The 15,149-nt window shown below is 40.9% G+C and carries 17 protein-coding genes; 2 read left to right on the top strand and 15 right to left on the bottom strand.

The genetic code is table 11. The features are described from left to right. Positions 1 to 2 precede the first annotated feature (2 nt). From B0682_RS00085 to B0682_RS00035, 11 genes are all read right to left on the bottom strand, one after another. Positions 3 to 365 (bottom strand): response regulator, encoded by a 363-nt coding sequence (locus tag B0682_RS00085; protein WP_078306078.1) that lies wholly within the window; start codon positions 363 to 365, stop codon positions 3 to 5. Between the two features lie 36 nt (positions 366 to 401). Then, on the bottom strand, positions 402 to 2,651 hold the full coding sequence (locus tag B0682_RS00080) for an ATP-binding protein (protein WP_078306077.1): 2,250 nt from the start codon (positions 2,649 to 2,651) through the stop codon (positions 402 to 404). A 222-nt stretch (positions 2,652 to 2,873) separates the two neighbouring features. Then, the gene (locus B0682_RS00075; protein ID WP_078306076.1) at positions 2,874 to 3,809 is read right to left on the bottom strand and encodes a transporter substrate-binding domain-containing protein; all 936 of its coding nucleotides are present in this window, start codon (positions 3,807 to 3,809) and stop codon (positions 2,874 to 2,876) included. A gap of 539 nt (positions 3,810 to 4,348) precedes the next feature. After that, on the bottom strand, positions 4,349 to 4,639 hold the full coding sequence (locus B0682_RS00070) for a hypothetical protein (protein ID WP_078306075.1): 291 nt from the start codon (positions 4,637 to 4,639) through the stop codon (positions 4,349 to 4,351). A 173-nt stretch (positions 4,640 to 4,812) separates the two neighbouring features. Then, on the bottom strand, positions 4,813 to 5,172 hold the full coding sequence (locus tag B0682_RS00065) for a hypothetical protein (RefSeq protein ID WP_240494794.1): 360 nt from the start codon (positions 5,170 to 5,172) through the stop codon (positions 4,813 to 4,815). Further along, positions 5,172 to 5,510 (bottom strand): hypothetical protein, encoded by a 339-nt coding sequence (locus B0682_RS00060; RefSeq protein WP_143823208.1) that lies wholly within the window; start codon positions 5,508 to 5,510, stop codon positions 5,172 to 5,174. Before B0682_RS00060 ends, B0682_RS00065 begins: the two co-directional genes overlap by 1 nt. Positions 5,511 to 5,542: 32 nt before the next feature. Further along, positions 5,543 to 6,241, bottom strand: coding sequence for a ribulose-phosphate 3-epimerase (gene rpe, locus B0682_RS00055; protein ID WP_078306073.1), 699 nt, complete (start codon positions 6,239 to 6,241; stop codon positions 5,543 to 5,545). Between the two features lie 41 nt (positions 6,242 to 6,282). Further along, complete coding sequence (gene ispD, locus B0682_RS00050; RefSeq protein ID WP_240494793.1) at positions 6,283 to 7,029, bottom strand: 2-C-methyl-D-erythritol 4-phosphate cytidylyltransferase; 747 nt, start codon at positions 7,027 to 7,029, stop codon at positions 6,283 to 6,285. Between the two features lie 70 nt (positions 7,030 to 7,099). Then, positions 7,100 to 7,477 carry an FtsB family cell division protein gene (locus B0682_RS00045; protein ID WP_078306072.1) on the bottom strand — a complete coding sequence of 126 codons (378 nt, stop codon included), beginning with the start codon at positions 7,475 to 7,477 and terminating at the stop codon, positions 7,100 to 7,102. Positions 7,478 to 7,545: 68 nt separating this feature from the next. Continuing rightward, complete coding sequence (eno, locus tag B0682_RS00040; protein ID WP_078306071.1) at positions 7,546 to 8,862, bottom strand: phosphopyruvate hydratase; 1,317 nt, start codon at positions 8,860 to 8,862, stop codon at positions 7,546 to 7,548. Between the two features lie 175 nt (positions 8,863 to 9,037). Then, on the bottom strand, positions 9,038 to 11,356 hold the full coding sequence (locus B0682_RS00035; protein ID WP_078306070.1) for a heavy metal translocating P-type ATPase: 2,319 nt from the start codon (positions 11,354 to 11,356) through the stop codon (positions 9,038 to 9,040). Positions 11,357 to 11,658: 302 nt separating this feature from the next. On the opposite strand from B0682_RS00035, the gene hpf reads away from it, so the two are divergent. Then, complete coding sequence (gene hpf, locus B0682_RS00030) at positions 11,659 to 12,048, top strand: ribosome hibernation-promoting factor, HPF/YfiA family (protein WP_078306069.1); 390 nt, start codon at positions 11,659 to 11,661, stop codon at positions 12,046 to 12,048. An 83-nt stretch (positions 12,049 to 12,131) separates the two neighbouring features. On the opposite strand, the gene B0682_RS00025 is transcribed toward hpf, so the two are convergent. The 3 genes from B0682_RS00025 to B0682_RS00015 form a co-directional block, all read right to left on the bottom strand. Beyond that, positions 12,132 to 12,554, bottom strand: coding sequence for a hypothetical protein (locus B0682_RS00025; protein ID WP_078306068.1), 423 nt, complete (start codon positions 12,552 to 12,554; stop codon positions 12,132 to 12,134). A gap of 164 nt (positions 12,555 to 12,718) precedes the next feature. Next, entirely contained in the window at positions 12,719 to 13,099 is a 381-nt protein-coding gene (locus B0682_RS00020; protein ID WP_078306067.1) for a SirB2 family protein, read from the bottom strand. 26 nt (positions 13,100 to 13,125) lie between these two features. Further along, a complete protein-coding gene (locus tag B0682_RS00015; RefSeq protein WP_078306066.1) occupies positions 13,126 to 13,446 on the bottom strand; it encodes a BolA family protein in 321 nt (106 codons plus the stop codon). 259 nt (positions 13,447 to 13,705) lie between these two features. Here B0682_RS00015 and aat point away from each other — a divergent pair, with 259 nt between their 5' ends. Continuing rightward, a complete protein-coding gene (aat, locus tag B0682_RS00010) occupies positions 13,706 to 14,467 on the top strand; it encodes a leucyl/phenylalanyl-tRNA--protein transferase (RefSeq protein ID WP_078306065.1) in 762 nt (253 codons plus the stop codon). On the opposite strand, the gene rimI is transcribed toward aat, so the two are convergent. Further along, on the bottom strand, positions 14,459 to 14,926 hold the full coding sequence (gene rimI, locus B0682_RS00005) for a ribosomal protein S18-alanine N-acetyltransferase (RefSeq protein WP_158077831.1): 468 nt from the start codon (positions 14,924 to 14,926) through the stop codon (positions 14,459 to 14,461). The genes aat and rimI overlap by 9 nt on opposite strands. Positions 14,927 to 15,149: the final 223 nt, after the last annotated feature.

Raw genomic sequence — 15,149 nt, 5'->3', positions numbered from 1 at the left:
AACTAATCCTGAGTTAACTCATCTAAGGCAGCAACCAATTCTTCTTCTGAAAACGGTTTGCATAAAAAACCACTGGCACCTAATGACAATGCTTCAATGCCTGTTGCCTTATCAGATAAGGCAGAGACGACCAAAATTCGAACATTCTCATCAATCGAAACCAGTTTTTCAATACATTCAAGACCGTCCATGTGTGGCATGGTAATGTCCATAGTAACCACATTTGGACGATGAACTTCAAATTTTTCTACCGCTTCTACTCCGCTGGTGGCAGTCGCCACCAACATAAAATGATTAGAATCATAAGCTCTTTGAATGCGGTTACGGATGATATTAGAATCATCAACAATCATAAGTTTGTACATAGTTTATCTACTCATTGGCTAAAAGTCTATGCTGGATTACTTGGGTAATTTTACATTAAAGCGAGTTAAACGACCATATTCGCTGTGTACATTTAACTTACCACCCAACTCTTTGGTACGTGACTTAATGATATCCAGCCCAACACCACGCCCACCATCTTCATCGGCTGACTCTTTGGTGGTAAATCCTGATGAAAAAAGAGTACTTAATAATTGCTGTTTGCTCAATTCTTTAACTTCATCTTCAGAATGTCTTCCCAAGCTTAACAATTTTTGGCGAATTTTATCATAATCAATGCCATGACCATCATCTTCAACAGTAAGAACAATCATATCATCTTGTTCTGCCAAAGCCATATTAATCACACCTGTGGTGGTTTTAAATGACAATTTGCGCTGCTCTGGCGTCTCAACACCATGAACAATGGCATTTCGTATCAATTGCAAGGCAATTTCTTTGATTGCAGATTGTGTGTCATTTGACATGTCCATGTCATCAATGGCATCAAAACCTTCAATGTGCATCTCAATTTGTTTGCCCTGACGTTTGGCAATATCGTCAGCAAAGTTTTTATAGTAGCTTTCAATCGACGATGATGATTTTTGTGTGGCATGATGTTCATCAAAGTCAATATCCACATTAGCAGATTGCATGCCATCTGTTTGTTGTTGTGTTAAGTGATTGGCTGTTGTTTGGGTTGATGTATGATTGGTGGCATTATTGGTGATGTCTTCGACAGTAACAGTATCTTGTGATGACTTGGTGACGATTGTGTTTGTACCAGAAGATGCCGTGATGCGTTCACCCAAAGCTTCAATGGTCTGAGACAGACTTAATAAATCATCTAAATGCACCGCCAATGGCAGAAAGTCATTACCCGATAGCTGATTTTGGTTTTGCAAGGCTTGAAGTTTGTCTTCTGCATCGGTGGCAATCTTGGTAAAGCTATGTAACTTCAAGGCGGAAGCTTCGCCTTTTAAGCTGTGCATTTCTCTATATAGCGACTTAAGTTTTCCTTCTAACTCAAACTGAGAACTGCCAGGATTTTTAAGAATGTTGTTCATCTTATCGATGTGGGCTTTGGTGTTATTAATAAAGTCATTAATTAATGCTGGGCTTACGTTTAAGATGGTGGTGAGCATCTCAACCTGCATGTCATTTTGAGCACGTTCTTTTTCAAGGCGTTGCTCTAGTAACACCGCATCAGACACATCTTGTACGTTAACCAAAATACGAGCAATGTCTTTGCCTTCATAAACACGAGAGAATCTAAAGTCCAAGTAACGACTAGACACCCCATCTTCAGACTCACTGTGCAGATTGACTTTATTCAATGGGTTTAAGTCATTGACCAGCTTTGTTTTTACCCTTGGGTTATATAACTGACCGATGAATTGGCGAGTGGTCTCTAGGTCTTTATCAGAAATGCGACCACGCAATATGCTGTCAAATTTTTCACCCGCTATGCGATCTGTGCCGATAATGTCCTTAAGTGCTTTAGAGTGTTGGTTACCGATATTTAAATCTTTATCAAGTAGGAACAGACCTGTGTTTACCGTTTCCATGATTTCTTCGGTTTCACGGCGAGCTTCGATGGTTTCAGCATCAGCAATACGCAAACGACGCAAGGCGATGAAAATAAAGAACACCAAATAAGTAACCATCACTGCGATGGCAAGAAACTGAGCAATCTCAATTCGTTTGGTAAGACCAAACACGATGCCACGGATATGTTGGTTTAAATCCTGAAAACTCTCGGTCATCACCACCGATGACGTCTTGGCCTGTTCAACAGCGACCGCCAGTTCAGTTCTAGAGTCTTTGGTGATATCACCAGAAACAGCCAAGAAATCATCAATCTTAGGTTTTAATTTTTCCCATTCTGCTTTTGACTCACCTGCCAAAGCCAAAGTTTGTGAGTCATTGATATGCAGCATCTGCTCATTAGCACCAGTAAAGTCGATGGCAACCCCTGCATTCAAAATGGCATCAAGGTTTTGGGAAATATCTGCTGACGCTTCTTTTAAACCTTGGCTCACCGTACGATAATGCGGAGAGTTGATGTCCTCACCTTGTGAGTTTTGTAAATCAAATAGATGTTTGATGGCCACCTGCTCATCAATCGAGACTTTATCAGCAACGTTAAGTAGGGCTTCATAACGAGCCAGTTGTTCTGTTGAGTAAATGGTAAATGCCAAAAAACTGGCAACCAACAGCAAAAATATGATGATCGAGATAATCAAACCTCGATAACGACCTGTATTAAGTGCGTTATTTTTAGCCATAGATACATACCCTATAAATCATTAAAAATCTTATTACTAAAATTTTATAGTAAACATCATCTAACATGATGCTAACATTTGAAACTAGAATACCACAAATGATGACTTAATTATTAATTATTTCATAATTATTTCAGACAAATCAATAATTTTAAATTAAAAACCGATTGATAATAAGTTTGTTCAATCATACAGTATGAGCTGTTTGATGATAAGTTGCTTTTATTGCCCAAACCATTTTTGCTCAATTTGTTGATATTTGCCATTTTGACGAATGTTGGCCAGTCCTTGATTGACTTGATTAAGTAACTCTGTGTTGTCTTTTTTTACCACAATGCCATAAGGGTCATCACCAAACTCTTTGTCCATCACTAAACCAAAATTCATATCTGCCTGTTGCTGTTGATAATATTGTAAGATTCCACTGTCAAGCACCACCGCATCGGTTTGTTCATTGACCAAACTTTTGATTAGCGGAAACACCATGTCTTTGTTTGTGGTGCTAATGCCCATTTGTTGTATTATCTCTTCTTGTATTGACCCTGATAAAACTTCCACCCTATGACCATCTAAGCCTTTAAAAGACGTGATATTGGCAAGCTCAGGTTTGGTTAGGGCTGCTTGGTGTGAGACGTAATAAGAATTAGAGAAGTTGTGAGTTTTTTGACGCTCTGGGGTGATGCTGATGTGGGCAATGGCGATATCCGCTTTGCCTTCAGCCATGCCTGGCAATATCAATGACCACGGCAGCACTTCATAGGTAACGGCAAAGTGTTGATCTTGGGCGATGGCGTTCATCACATCAATATCAAACCCTGTTGGTTGTCCGCTTTCATCACGATAGGTAAAAGGCATGCCATCAGCATCGGTATAGACTTTATAGCTGACTGTGCTGGCAGTGTCAGCGGTATTGTTTGGGTTGTCAGCCATATCATCAGATGAAGCATGGGCTTGCGTCTCACCAGAGCCACTTGTCGAACCGCCATCAGGTGAACCACCACACCCTGATAACAGACTGGCAGTTGCGAATAACAACATCAAAGATAATGGTTTGACTGAGCATTTGGCAAATGATGATTTGATTAAGACACTTTTTCTGATAACATTTTTGGTTAACACGTTTTTAGTTAACACATTGATGAATGAAGAATGATTCATATTGCACCTTGGTATTTATTGTTAAGCTAAGTTTGGTTAGGGTTTAAATTTGAGTTGGGTTGGTGCTTTTTTCTTAATTTTAATCTTTTTGCTTAATTTTAATAAAGTGAACATACAACAATACTTTGATATTTATTCATAATGACAAATTTTAAGCAAAAACACAAACATTTAATCAAATTTAATAAAACTGTCAGCAACTGGTTGAGTGATGTGGCTTAGCAATAAAATTTTGTTCACCAATTTTTTATTTTTATTGAATTTATCAACATAAATTTACTAAAAATGATGCCCAAGTGAATGATGATAAGATTAAATTCTCCACAAACCACAAAAAATAAAAAAGCCTGATAAAATAAATGTAAAAGAGATAAAAAATGTCATATAAGGGATAATGTCGTTCAATGATTTTAAAAACAGCACACTTTTGTTTATTATGCCAATCGCATCAAATCATCACGCAAATAACGCAAATTGGCACTTCAACAGATTCAATAAAAAAAGACCAGTTACTGCTGGTCTTTTTTTGCTTGACATCATTAGCTGTAATGGGGTGGCTCTTCGTCATAAACGTTGGCATGCCATTGCTTAAGCTGTTGATACATGATGCTTTGAATGGCAGCGTGTATCATGTGCTGGCCAACCATACGCACTTCTTGCCCAAGCATGCTTTTGACTTTTTCTGAAAAATCAATGGTTACCATTGGCTCTTCTTTACCATGCACGTCTCTTAAAACCAAACTGCCATCTTCAAGCTCAATCAGCTCCAGCATGGTCTCTTGGGTAAAGCCTTCTTCCATATGGGTATCCACATCTGCATTATGTTGCATGATAGTTCCTTTTACTAACCAGTTTGTTGCTCTTTTTAACAACCAAATTTATTAAAAACCAACCATGTTAAAAACCAACTATGTCGCAACTGTTATAATGGTTGTTTTAATCATGAATTTCAAGGGGCTAATCAAAAGGCTCATTCAAGGGCTAAGGCATGTCTCTGAACGTCTTAACGCCAATAACGTAATTTGGCCAAGGTAAACAAGAATGCCACAAACATGCCAAGATAGTACGCCTTTTTTACATCAAAACTGGGTTCTCGGTATTTGTGTGGTAGGGTAATCACAGCGGTGGCGGTGGGAATGATGATGAGCATAAATAACCATTGCTCCAAAACAGCAAGCCACGCATCTTGTCGATGACGCAATGCCGCCAACCCAAGCAACAAGCACGCCATAATCAGAGCAACAAACAGTCCCCTTGGTAAGTCATTGGGGAATAACTTATCAAAGATTGGGGGTTTGTTGATTGGGGGTTTGTTGGCTGTTACTGACTGTAAATCTTGTGAGTCATTTGGATTTAGGTTCATCAGCTATATGTCCCCATTAACCACAGCATGGTTACACAAGAGAGCAACAACCCAAGCGTGATGGCGTTGCGATGATGCACATCATTACCTGTGATGCGAGTAAATACTTTTGCTCCCAGCCACATCAGCAATGGAAAACCCAGCACAAATGTGGGAATGATAATCACAGCATGAGTTACAACCTGTTGCCAAGGCTCACCAAATGCCAAGCGAAACCCATATCCCACCGTACTAAGCAGTACTGCCAAGATGGCAAGTCCAATGGTGTAGCCTTTGGGAATGACAGAAACCTTGGTTTGGGTTGATGAGCGGATATTATGTGGTTCAGTGTTCATCATTGATGGTCAAATTTTTATCACCCATGAACTGTTTATCGCTCATGATGGCAGTTAGGCGTTACTTGTGCCAGCTGTTCACGCATGTCAGCGATGGCTTTGGCATAGTCAGGTTGGTTAAAAATGGCAGAGCCAGCCACAAACATATCTGCCCCAGCTTCGGCAATGGCCCGAATGTTATCTGCTTTTACCCCACCATCAACCTCTAAACGGATACGTCTGCCACTGGCATCAATGCGTTCACGCACTTGGCGGATTTTATCAAGCGTACTGCCAATAAAGGTTTGCCCACCAAAACCTGGATTGACACTCATCAAAAGAATCTGATCAAGCTTATCCATCACATAATCAAGATGGTAAAGGGGTGTGGCGGGATTAAATACCAAGCCGCATTCTGCACCGCCATCTTTGATGAGTTGTAATGATCGGTCAATGTGTTCGCTGGCTTCAGGGTGAAAGGTGATGATGTCTGCCCCTGCCTCTAAAAATTGCTCAATCATGCCATCAACAGGTTTGACCATCAAATGTACGTCAATGGGAGCGGTTATTCCATAATCCTTAAGTGCTTGGCATATCATGCTGCCAAATGTTAAGTTAGGAACATAATGGTTGTCCATCACATCAAAATGCACCACGTCTGCCCCTGCGGTGATGACGTTGGCAACGTCTTCACCCAAACGAGCAAAATCCGCTGATAAAATAGATGGGGCTATCAGATAGTGAGAATCAGTCACAGTTTACCTCGATATTGATGGATACTTGATATTGATGGGTACTAGACATGAATGGATAATAGTGCTTCAATCATTTGTAAATCACTTGGATAAGTCAGTTTAATATTGCTACGACTGCCTTCCACAACATAAATGGGCAAACCCAACTGCTCAAAACCACTGGCCTCATCGGTGATGTGACTGCTTTGAGTGGTTATATGTTGCTTGGCAACATAACTGAGAACGTGTTTTAACTCTTTGAGCCGAAACACTTGTGGCGTTTGTGCTTGCCACAAACTTTGCCGTTGTATCGTCTGTTGTATTTGTCCATGTGCATCTGCTTTTTTAAGGGTGTCTGCCACAGGCGTGGCCAGTATTGCCCCATAGGGTTGCTGATGGGCAACTGCCAGCACGCTATGAATGTCATCGACCGCCACACAAGGTCTGGCTGCATCATGAATAAGCACCAAATCGTTAGGGTCAGCCCCTGCATTGGCAATGGCAATCACTCCTTGCCAAACTGATTGCCAACGCTCTTTGCCACCTTCTACCAAAGTCATGGGAACACAAAAGCTGACATCGTCAGTTAGGTGCTGTGCGATTTGTGTGGCAACGCCATCATCTTTTGCCACCACCAAATACAGATGCTTAAGCTGATTGCTCTGTGCCAACCGCAATAACCCATGTTCCAAAATGGTCTTGCCAGCCACTTGAGTATATTGCTTGGGTTGATGTCCACCAAAGCGACTGCCCACACCCGCTGCCACCACCAAGCCATATACTTGTCCGTTTGCTTTAACCAGCGTCACTATGTCCTCGACGGAATTAACTTATCCATTATCAATGTGTCCATTGTCAATGTATCTATCATCTCCATCATCAATTTATCCCTTCAGGAATTGGCTCAATCGCATCTTCAATGGGGGGCTGAGTTTTTAATACGTCATGGTTGGGGTTGGTTACTGGCACATCGGCGGTGGAAAACTGCACAAAGGTCTCGTATGGTTTGATTAATCCTAAGTCCAAACGTGCATGTTCTTCTACTGCTTCTAATCTTGTTTTTAGGTCTTTGACATCAGCAACTAAGATGCGATTCTTAGCGTGTTGCTCTTCGATTAGGGTTTCTTTTTCCTTGATTTGTTGTTGTAAGGCATTGCGTGCATCATACCCTCTACCACCAAACCAATATTGGTATTGCAATGACGCAAGCACCACCACCGCCACCAGCAATAACAACAACTGAACTAAATACTTCATCAATCACAACCAAAACCGTATTTTCTTCACTTTTTTCTTAGCTTAACTTTTTTTAACTCAGAGCAACATTAACCACGCAATCCAATAAACTCTTGAGACCCACGATAGCTTGCTCGCACTTGCTGTTCAATTCGCAACAGCTGATTATACTTAGCAACCCTATCTGAACGACACAATGACCCTGTTTTGATTTGTCCAGCAGCAGTACCCACTGCCAAATCAGCGATGGTGCTGTCAGCAGTCTCACCTGAGCGGTGTGAAATGACGGTCGCATAGCCATGCTCTTTTGCCAAATAAATGGCATCTAACGTTTCAGATAAAGTTCCGATTTGATTAAATTTAATCAAAATGGCATTACCAATTTGCTTATCAATGCCCTGCTGTAAAATGGCAGGATTGGTTACAAACAAATCATCACCAACCAATTGTATTTTATCTCCCAGCTTCTGGGTTAGATAACGCCAACCGTCCCAATCTGATTCATCTAAGCCATCTTCGATAGAAATGATGGGATATTGTCTGACAAGACTGGTTAAATAATCAACAAATCCTTGACTGTCAAAACTTTTGTTATTTTCACCTGCCAATACATACTGCCCATGTTGATAAAATTCGCTGGCAGCACAATCTAACGCCAGATGAATGTCTTTGCCTGTTCTATAGCCTGCCTGCTCTATCGCCTGCATAATGACGGTAATGGCTTCTTCATTGCTACGCAAATTAGGAGCAAACCCCCCTTCGTCGCCAACAGCGGTGTTTAGCCCTTGCCCTTTTAGCACCGACTTTAAGCTATGAAAAATTTCTGTCCCTGCTCGCAATGCTTCAGAAAAGCTGGTAAAGCCAACAGGCTCAATCATAAATTCTTGAATGTCAACCGTGTTGTCAGCATGAGCCCCCCCATTTAAAATATTCATCATCGGCACTGGCATGGTTAAGGCAGTTTGACCACGTAAATTGGCAATATATTGGTGCAATGGCAGTTTGTGTGATTTGGCGGCAGCTTTGGCAACCGCCAGTGAAACTGCCAACATGGCATTTGCCCCAAGGTTGGCTTTGTTGTCTGTACCGTCCAGCTCAATCATAATATCATCAATGCGTTGTTGTTCATGGACATTGACATCTAATAAAGCTGCACGAATTTGACTATTGACGTTACTAACGGCTTTTTTTACCCCTTTGCCCATATAACGTTTGCTGTCGCCATCTCTTAATTCCAGTGCTTCTCTTGAGCCTGTTGATGCCCCACTGGGGGCTGATGCCCGTCCGCACGTCCCATCTGCCAAAATGACATCGGCTTCGATGGTGGGGTTACCCCGTGAGTCTAAAATTTCACGAGCTCGAATGTCTTGAATTTCATAAGTATGTTTGGCTTCTTCAGCATACATGGCAAAATCTCACAAGATGATGGCAAAATTAAAATAAATAAAGTCAATGACCAATGATAACTTGATAAATGAATAAGCTCGATTGACATATCCAAGCTTGACTGCCAACATCATACCATATTCATGCCAAACAGATGATTAAAATTTAGCCCTTTATCTCTCTTAACTCTTAACATCAGTCCTTAACATCTGTTGGTTGGTAGTACGTGAGCCGTAACGCATTCAGCAACACCGAGATGGAACTTAATGCCATGGCAGCAGCGGCAATCATGGGATTTAAAAAACCAAATGCAGCCAATGGTATGCCAATCACATTATAAATAAACGCAAAAAACAGATTTTGTTTGATGTTGGTCAGCGTTTGCTTGGCTATTTGTTGAGCATGAAACACATGCTGGAGCGACTCACCCACCAGTTTTGCAGACGCACTGTGTTGTGCAATGTCGGTGGCTTTTGCCATGGCAAAACTGGCATCTGCTTGAGTCATGGCGGCAGCATCATTGACCCCATCACCCACCATGGTAATCTTTTGCCCTTGAGTTTGCATGTTGGCGATTTTTTCTGCTTTTTGGCGTGGGTTCATCTGTGCATAGGCTTGCAAAATACCCAATTCATCTGCCATATGACTGACCACCGATTTGCCATCACCACTCATCATCACCACTTCAATGTTGGCGTGTTGTAGTGCTTTAACCGTGGCAGCAGCGTCTGATTTTAGCTTATCTGCCAAAGCAAATGCTGCTAATGGATAAGCGTCAGCACTGACCGTAACCACACTGGCTAACTGCCAAACTTTTGGCATCTGTTTGGGAAATTCAAATCCTGTCAATTCAGGACTGCCCACCTTAATCAGCCCTATCCCATCAATCACCCCCATGATGCCTTGCCCTGCCACCACTTGCACCTGATGCACAGGTAATAAAGGCAACTTGTATTGCTTCGCCAACGCCAACAGTGGCACAGCAAGTGGGTGGCTGGTATGTGCTTCAAGGCTGGCAACCAGTTGTAACACGTCTTTAAACTCAATCTGATGACTGACCAACATCTTATCCACTACTTTGGGCTTACCAACAGTGAGTGTGCCCGTTTTGTCCATCACCACCACATTGATATTGCCTGCCTGCTCTAAACTCTTGGCATCTTTAAACCACACGCCATATTTGGCCGCCAGTCCCATGCCTGCCATGATGGCGGCAGGCGTGGCAAGTCCCAACGCACAAGGGCAAGCAATGACCAACACCGACACACTGTGTAACAAACTGGTCTCAATCGACTGGGTAAAATGATAAGTTACCACGGCAGTTACAAGGGCAATCAATATCACCATAGGCACAAACACCGCTGCCACTTTGTCCGCCATACGTGCCATGGGAGCTTTTGAGCCTTGGGCTTCACTTAAGGCTTGTATCATATCGCCAAGTTGCGTCTGTGAGCCTAATGACATCACTTTATACAAAAAACTGCCATTAACCACCAACGCCCCTGCCAACACATCATCACCACATTGCTTGTTCAGTTGCCTAGATTCACCCGTTAGGTGACTTTCATCACAATAACCATTGCCTTCAATGACCTTACCATCTGCTGCAATGCGACTGCTTTGCTTGGCACGCAAAACATCACCAACCTGCACATCACTCAATGCCACTTCATGAAAATCACCCATATCAGAGCGACGCTCAACCACAGTTGGCGTTAAAGACAATAACAAATTGATGCTGTTTAAGGTATGTGATTTAGTACGATTCTCAAGATATTTGCCCAATCGCACAAATGCAATCACCATCACCCCAGCTTCAAAATACACATGCCCACCCATCACAGAGCCGACATTCATCACCCCAAGCTGTGCCAGCCACACCACCGTAGAATAGCCCCAAATTGCCAACGTACCAACCACCACCAGCACGTCCATATTTGCCATGTTCTCTTTAATAGAACTCCACGCACTTTTATAAAACGGAACAGCCAACACAAACTGCACAAAACTTGCCAAGACAAACTGTATCCAAAGTGGCGGCATCCAGCTCATGCCTTGAGCCAATAACATTCCCAACATGCCCCACAAAAACGGCAACAAACACATCAGCAACAAGATTAACCGCCACGGCAACTCATTTTTTATGCCATCTGCCTCATCAACATCTGACGCCCTGTCCAATCGATGGTCCAATTGATGGTCCAATCGATAAGCTCTGGCTTCATAGCCAATGGCATGTATCCAATCAATGATGTGTTCATCTGTCAGCTGTGGGTCAGTATGTTCAACCGTTACCATTTCACTGGCAAAATTAACCGATGCTTGTTTAACCATTGGTTTTTTATTCAATGATTTTTCAATACGAATGGCACAGTTTTGACATCTCATGCCCTGCACGACAAATTGTGAACGCAACTGTTCATTAGGACGCTCATTAGGGTTGCTAGAATCAGCACTGTCATCAGTGACGTGGTGATAATCAGAACTTGAAGAAGAACTTGAGTAAATAGGCATGGTCAATCAAACAATAAAATGATAAAGAATATAAAGAAAAGGACACAATCAAAAAATAAAAGATTTGAATTATACCCAAATAAAAAACCACCGCAATAAATATTTACAAAAATAAACCAATTTATGGGTTGCTAGCATCGGTATTTTATGACAAATTAAAGACGTGATGACCACCGTGATAAGCGTGATAATCACTGGGTATCACATCTGTCTCTTGCCTGCCTAAATGTCATTGCATGACACACATCGTGATTACATGACACACAGATTGGTAGGCATTGTTTGTTAAGAAGGAATTTACCATGAATATCATCATTAACAGCCATCATCTCACCATCACCGATGCCATGAAAGAAGCGGTCATCAACAAACTGTCAAAAGTTGAACGTCATTTTGACCAAATTCAAAGCATCAACGTGATTTTATCGCTTGATAACCATCACAGTGACAGCACCCATCAAGGACACAACTGTTATAAAGCAGAAGCCATCTTGCGAGTATCAGGCAAAGAGATGTTTGTCAGTAGCCATGATGATGACATGTATCAAGCCATCAACCAAATGGCAGATAAGTTAGATAGGCAAATTCGCAAATACAAAACTCGCATCAACCATAAACACCGCAACCAAAAACACCATTTGTGGCAATCGACTGATGAAACAGTGATTGATAAAGCAGTGGTTGCTGTTTAAATCTTACTAAGACAAACAAAAAATAAAACAAAAAAAAGTGCCTTAAATTAGGCACTTTTTTATAAGCACATGTTTGCTTACCATCAAGTACTGTTACAATGTTCTCTAATTAAAACGCTTTCAATATTTGATAAATCACCACTTTTAGGGTAGTCAGGCATATAAAAAATTAGCACACCATCATCAATACATAGACCATCATCATCAATTTTGTATTTTTTGTTGATGCCATGTAAAATATCTTTCAATTTTTTCAAGTTAACAGAAAAAATATCAACACCTTGCATATAAAAAGCTGAATTTGGCGAGTAAATTTCAATTTCTTTTACTTGATTATTAGGGTAATAAAAAATACCCACACCATCACCCCATGAAAAATCCATGGTGTTTTCTGAAAATATATTTTTTTTAATCTCTCTATATTCAGTCAAGAATTGACGAATTTCTTCTCTGCTTTTTGCTTTCAGAAAAGATGTTTGATACAAAAGTGGATAATGAAATTTCATTTTTCAATCCTTTTTTCTTTAAAATTATTAGGATTTAAAGTTTTAGAATAGTCAATCATTTCTTTAATTGCCTTATCGTACTTATCTAAGCTCAATCAGTTTAAAGCCATTGAGATAAAAGCCACTTAAATGACTTAAATAACTTAAATCTCAAATCTTAAATCTCAAATAAAGTTACTCGGCTTAATAAACGCCAAGCCAAATATCCCCACAAGAGCAATCAATGCCACAAACAATCCCATCAACACCTTGATACGTAAGTCATTCCCTGTTAAATTTGATGACCCAGCCAGTCGATATGCCTTACTGCTGGCACTGATAAAGGCAATGAACACCACCACCTTAGCAATGAGCCACTGCATGGGAACATTTAACTGTAAAAGAGGCATCAGCATAATTATCCCCGTTATCAGCATCACCCCATAAGCAATGTGAGTAATGATTTTAATCGGTTTGTGAGCCATGCGTCCTTGCCATGCCATCACGCCTTGATAAACAAACAGCAAGACAATCACCACAGCAATCAACATGTGTAGATGTTTCATGATTTTTCTCTGATTGATTTCAAAAACTACTTATTTTGACCTGCACAATTTGGACTTTTGGGCGAATCGCTGAGAATCTGCCATTCAGTTGGCGTATAAGTATGCAATGCCAGTGCGTGTACTGTACCACCACCAGATGTCAACAACTCTGCCAGCTCTTGATATAGCAACTGGTGACGAGTGGCTAAGCGTTTATCAATAAACACCTCACTGACCAAAGTTACCTTAAAATGACTTTCTTTGCCATCAAAGTAGCCAGCATGGTTCATGCTTTCGTTAACAATTTGCAAATAAACAGGCTCAAATGTTTGCAAACGGTGGAATATGTCATCTTGAATGGGAGTCATGGTTTTATACAGCTCATCTAATCAAAAAAGTCAAATCAATAACACAATCATCAACCATATCACCAGATAAGCTCAACAATATTATGGTCTAACAATATCATGTGGTTATGTGTCTAACAACTTCACACCAAACCATTATACATCAAATAAAGCTCAAATTTTGCTTAACTCGTTTTTGACATCAACCGTTGTGTGTTTTCGTTAAGTTACGTATCATTGACAATGATACTTCATCAGAGTTGAAAATGAGATAATAATTGTGAACCATCAACACATTAACCACTCTTGCCAATACGACTTTCCCAACCCGTTACATTGTGATGACAATCATGGCTTGGTTGCCATAGGGGCAGATTTATCCCCACAAACGTTACGATATGCTTATGCTCACGGACTGTTCCCTTGGTTTAATGACGGCGACCCCATCATGTGGTGGTCCCCCAACCCCCGCTGTGTCATCTACCCACACACTTACCAGCCAAGCAAAAGCCTGTCTCGCAAACTGAAAAAAAGCGATTGGCAAATCACCATCAACAGTGACTTTCTTTCGGTGATACAAGGCTGTGGTGATGCCCGTGTCTGTACCGATGGCACATGGATAACCGAAGAGATGATAACCGCCTATCACCAATTACACCACCTTGGTGATGCGGTGAGTGTGGAAGTCTGGGACGACGACAACCTTATCGGTGGATTATACGGCATCAAATTAGGGCAAGCATTTTTTGGCGAAAGCATGTTTCATCGGGTAACCGATGCGTCCAAAGTGGCATTTTTTGCTTTGATGACATTGTGCAGATTGTCTAACTTTGCTTGGGTAGATTGTCAACTGCCCAATGAACATTTGCTAATCCTTGGGGCAAGTGTGATAAGCCGTGATGCGTTTTTAACCAGCCTACCCAAACAAGTGTACCAACCAAGCTGTGACTGGTCGACACTCTATCAACACAAAATAGCGGTAAAAGCGTTATTTTTGGCTGAGCCAATTGTCAATCAACATCATCATTTGCGGTTAATCTAACCCTTTTTGTAGAATCAATGCATCAGTAAACGTTCCGTCTTTATTGTCATAATAATTTTTACGAACATGAATTTGTTTAAAATCAAACCCTTGATACAGTCCAATCGCTGACAGATTATCATTCCTCACTTCCAATAATAGTTTATCAACTTTTATATTTCTTAAAAATGTCATCACATCCATTAAAATCTGCTTTGCCACCCCCTGCCCTTGATGAGCCCTACCCACCCCAATTCGCAAAATTTCTGCCGTATCGAACATGACTTGTGTCATACAATAGCCCATTATTTTATTATCCAATCGCATGACAAAAAAATGGGTGTGTCTTTGGCTAAAAAATTCTTGTAAAACGTCATCAGTCCAACTGCCGACAGAAAAAAGTTGCTTCTCAAGCTGAGCAATTTGAGATAAATCAGATTCTGATTGCTCCGTCAGCATATGTGATATTTGCTGTTTCATGTTTACATCACCTTTTATCTTTGCATCTATCTTTGCATCACTTTTCATCGACACTCAACACCATCTAAAAAAACAATCTCTAAAAAACAACAAACCACAAAAAAGAGCCACCGAAGTGACTCTTTTTTTTGTGGAATTTTTGTTTTGTGAATTGTCTGTTCTTAAAATAAGTCTATCAGAATCAGTCTTTAACAGACGATACCACACCAGCACCTACTGTACG

It is taken from the genome of Lwoffella lincolnii (assembly GCF_002014765.1).
GTDB lineage: Bacteria > Pseudomonadota > Gammaproteobacteria > Pseudomonadales > Moraxellaceae > Psychrobacter > Psychrobacter lincolnii.
The sequence above is the reverse complement of the archived record's forward strand: the minus strand, read 5'-3'. Positions and strand labels throughout refer to the sequence as shown.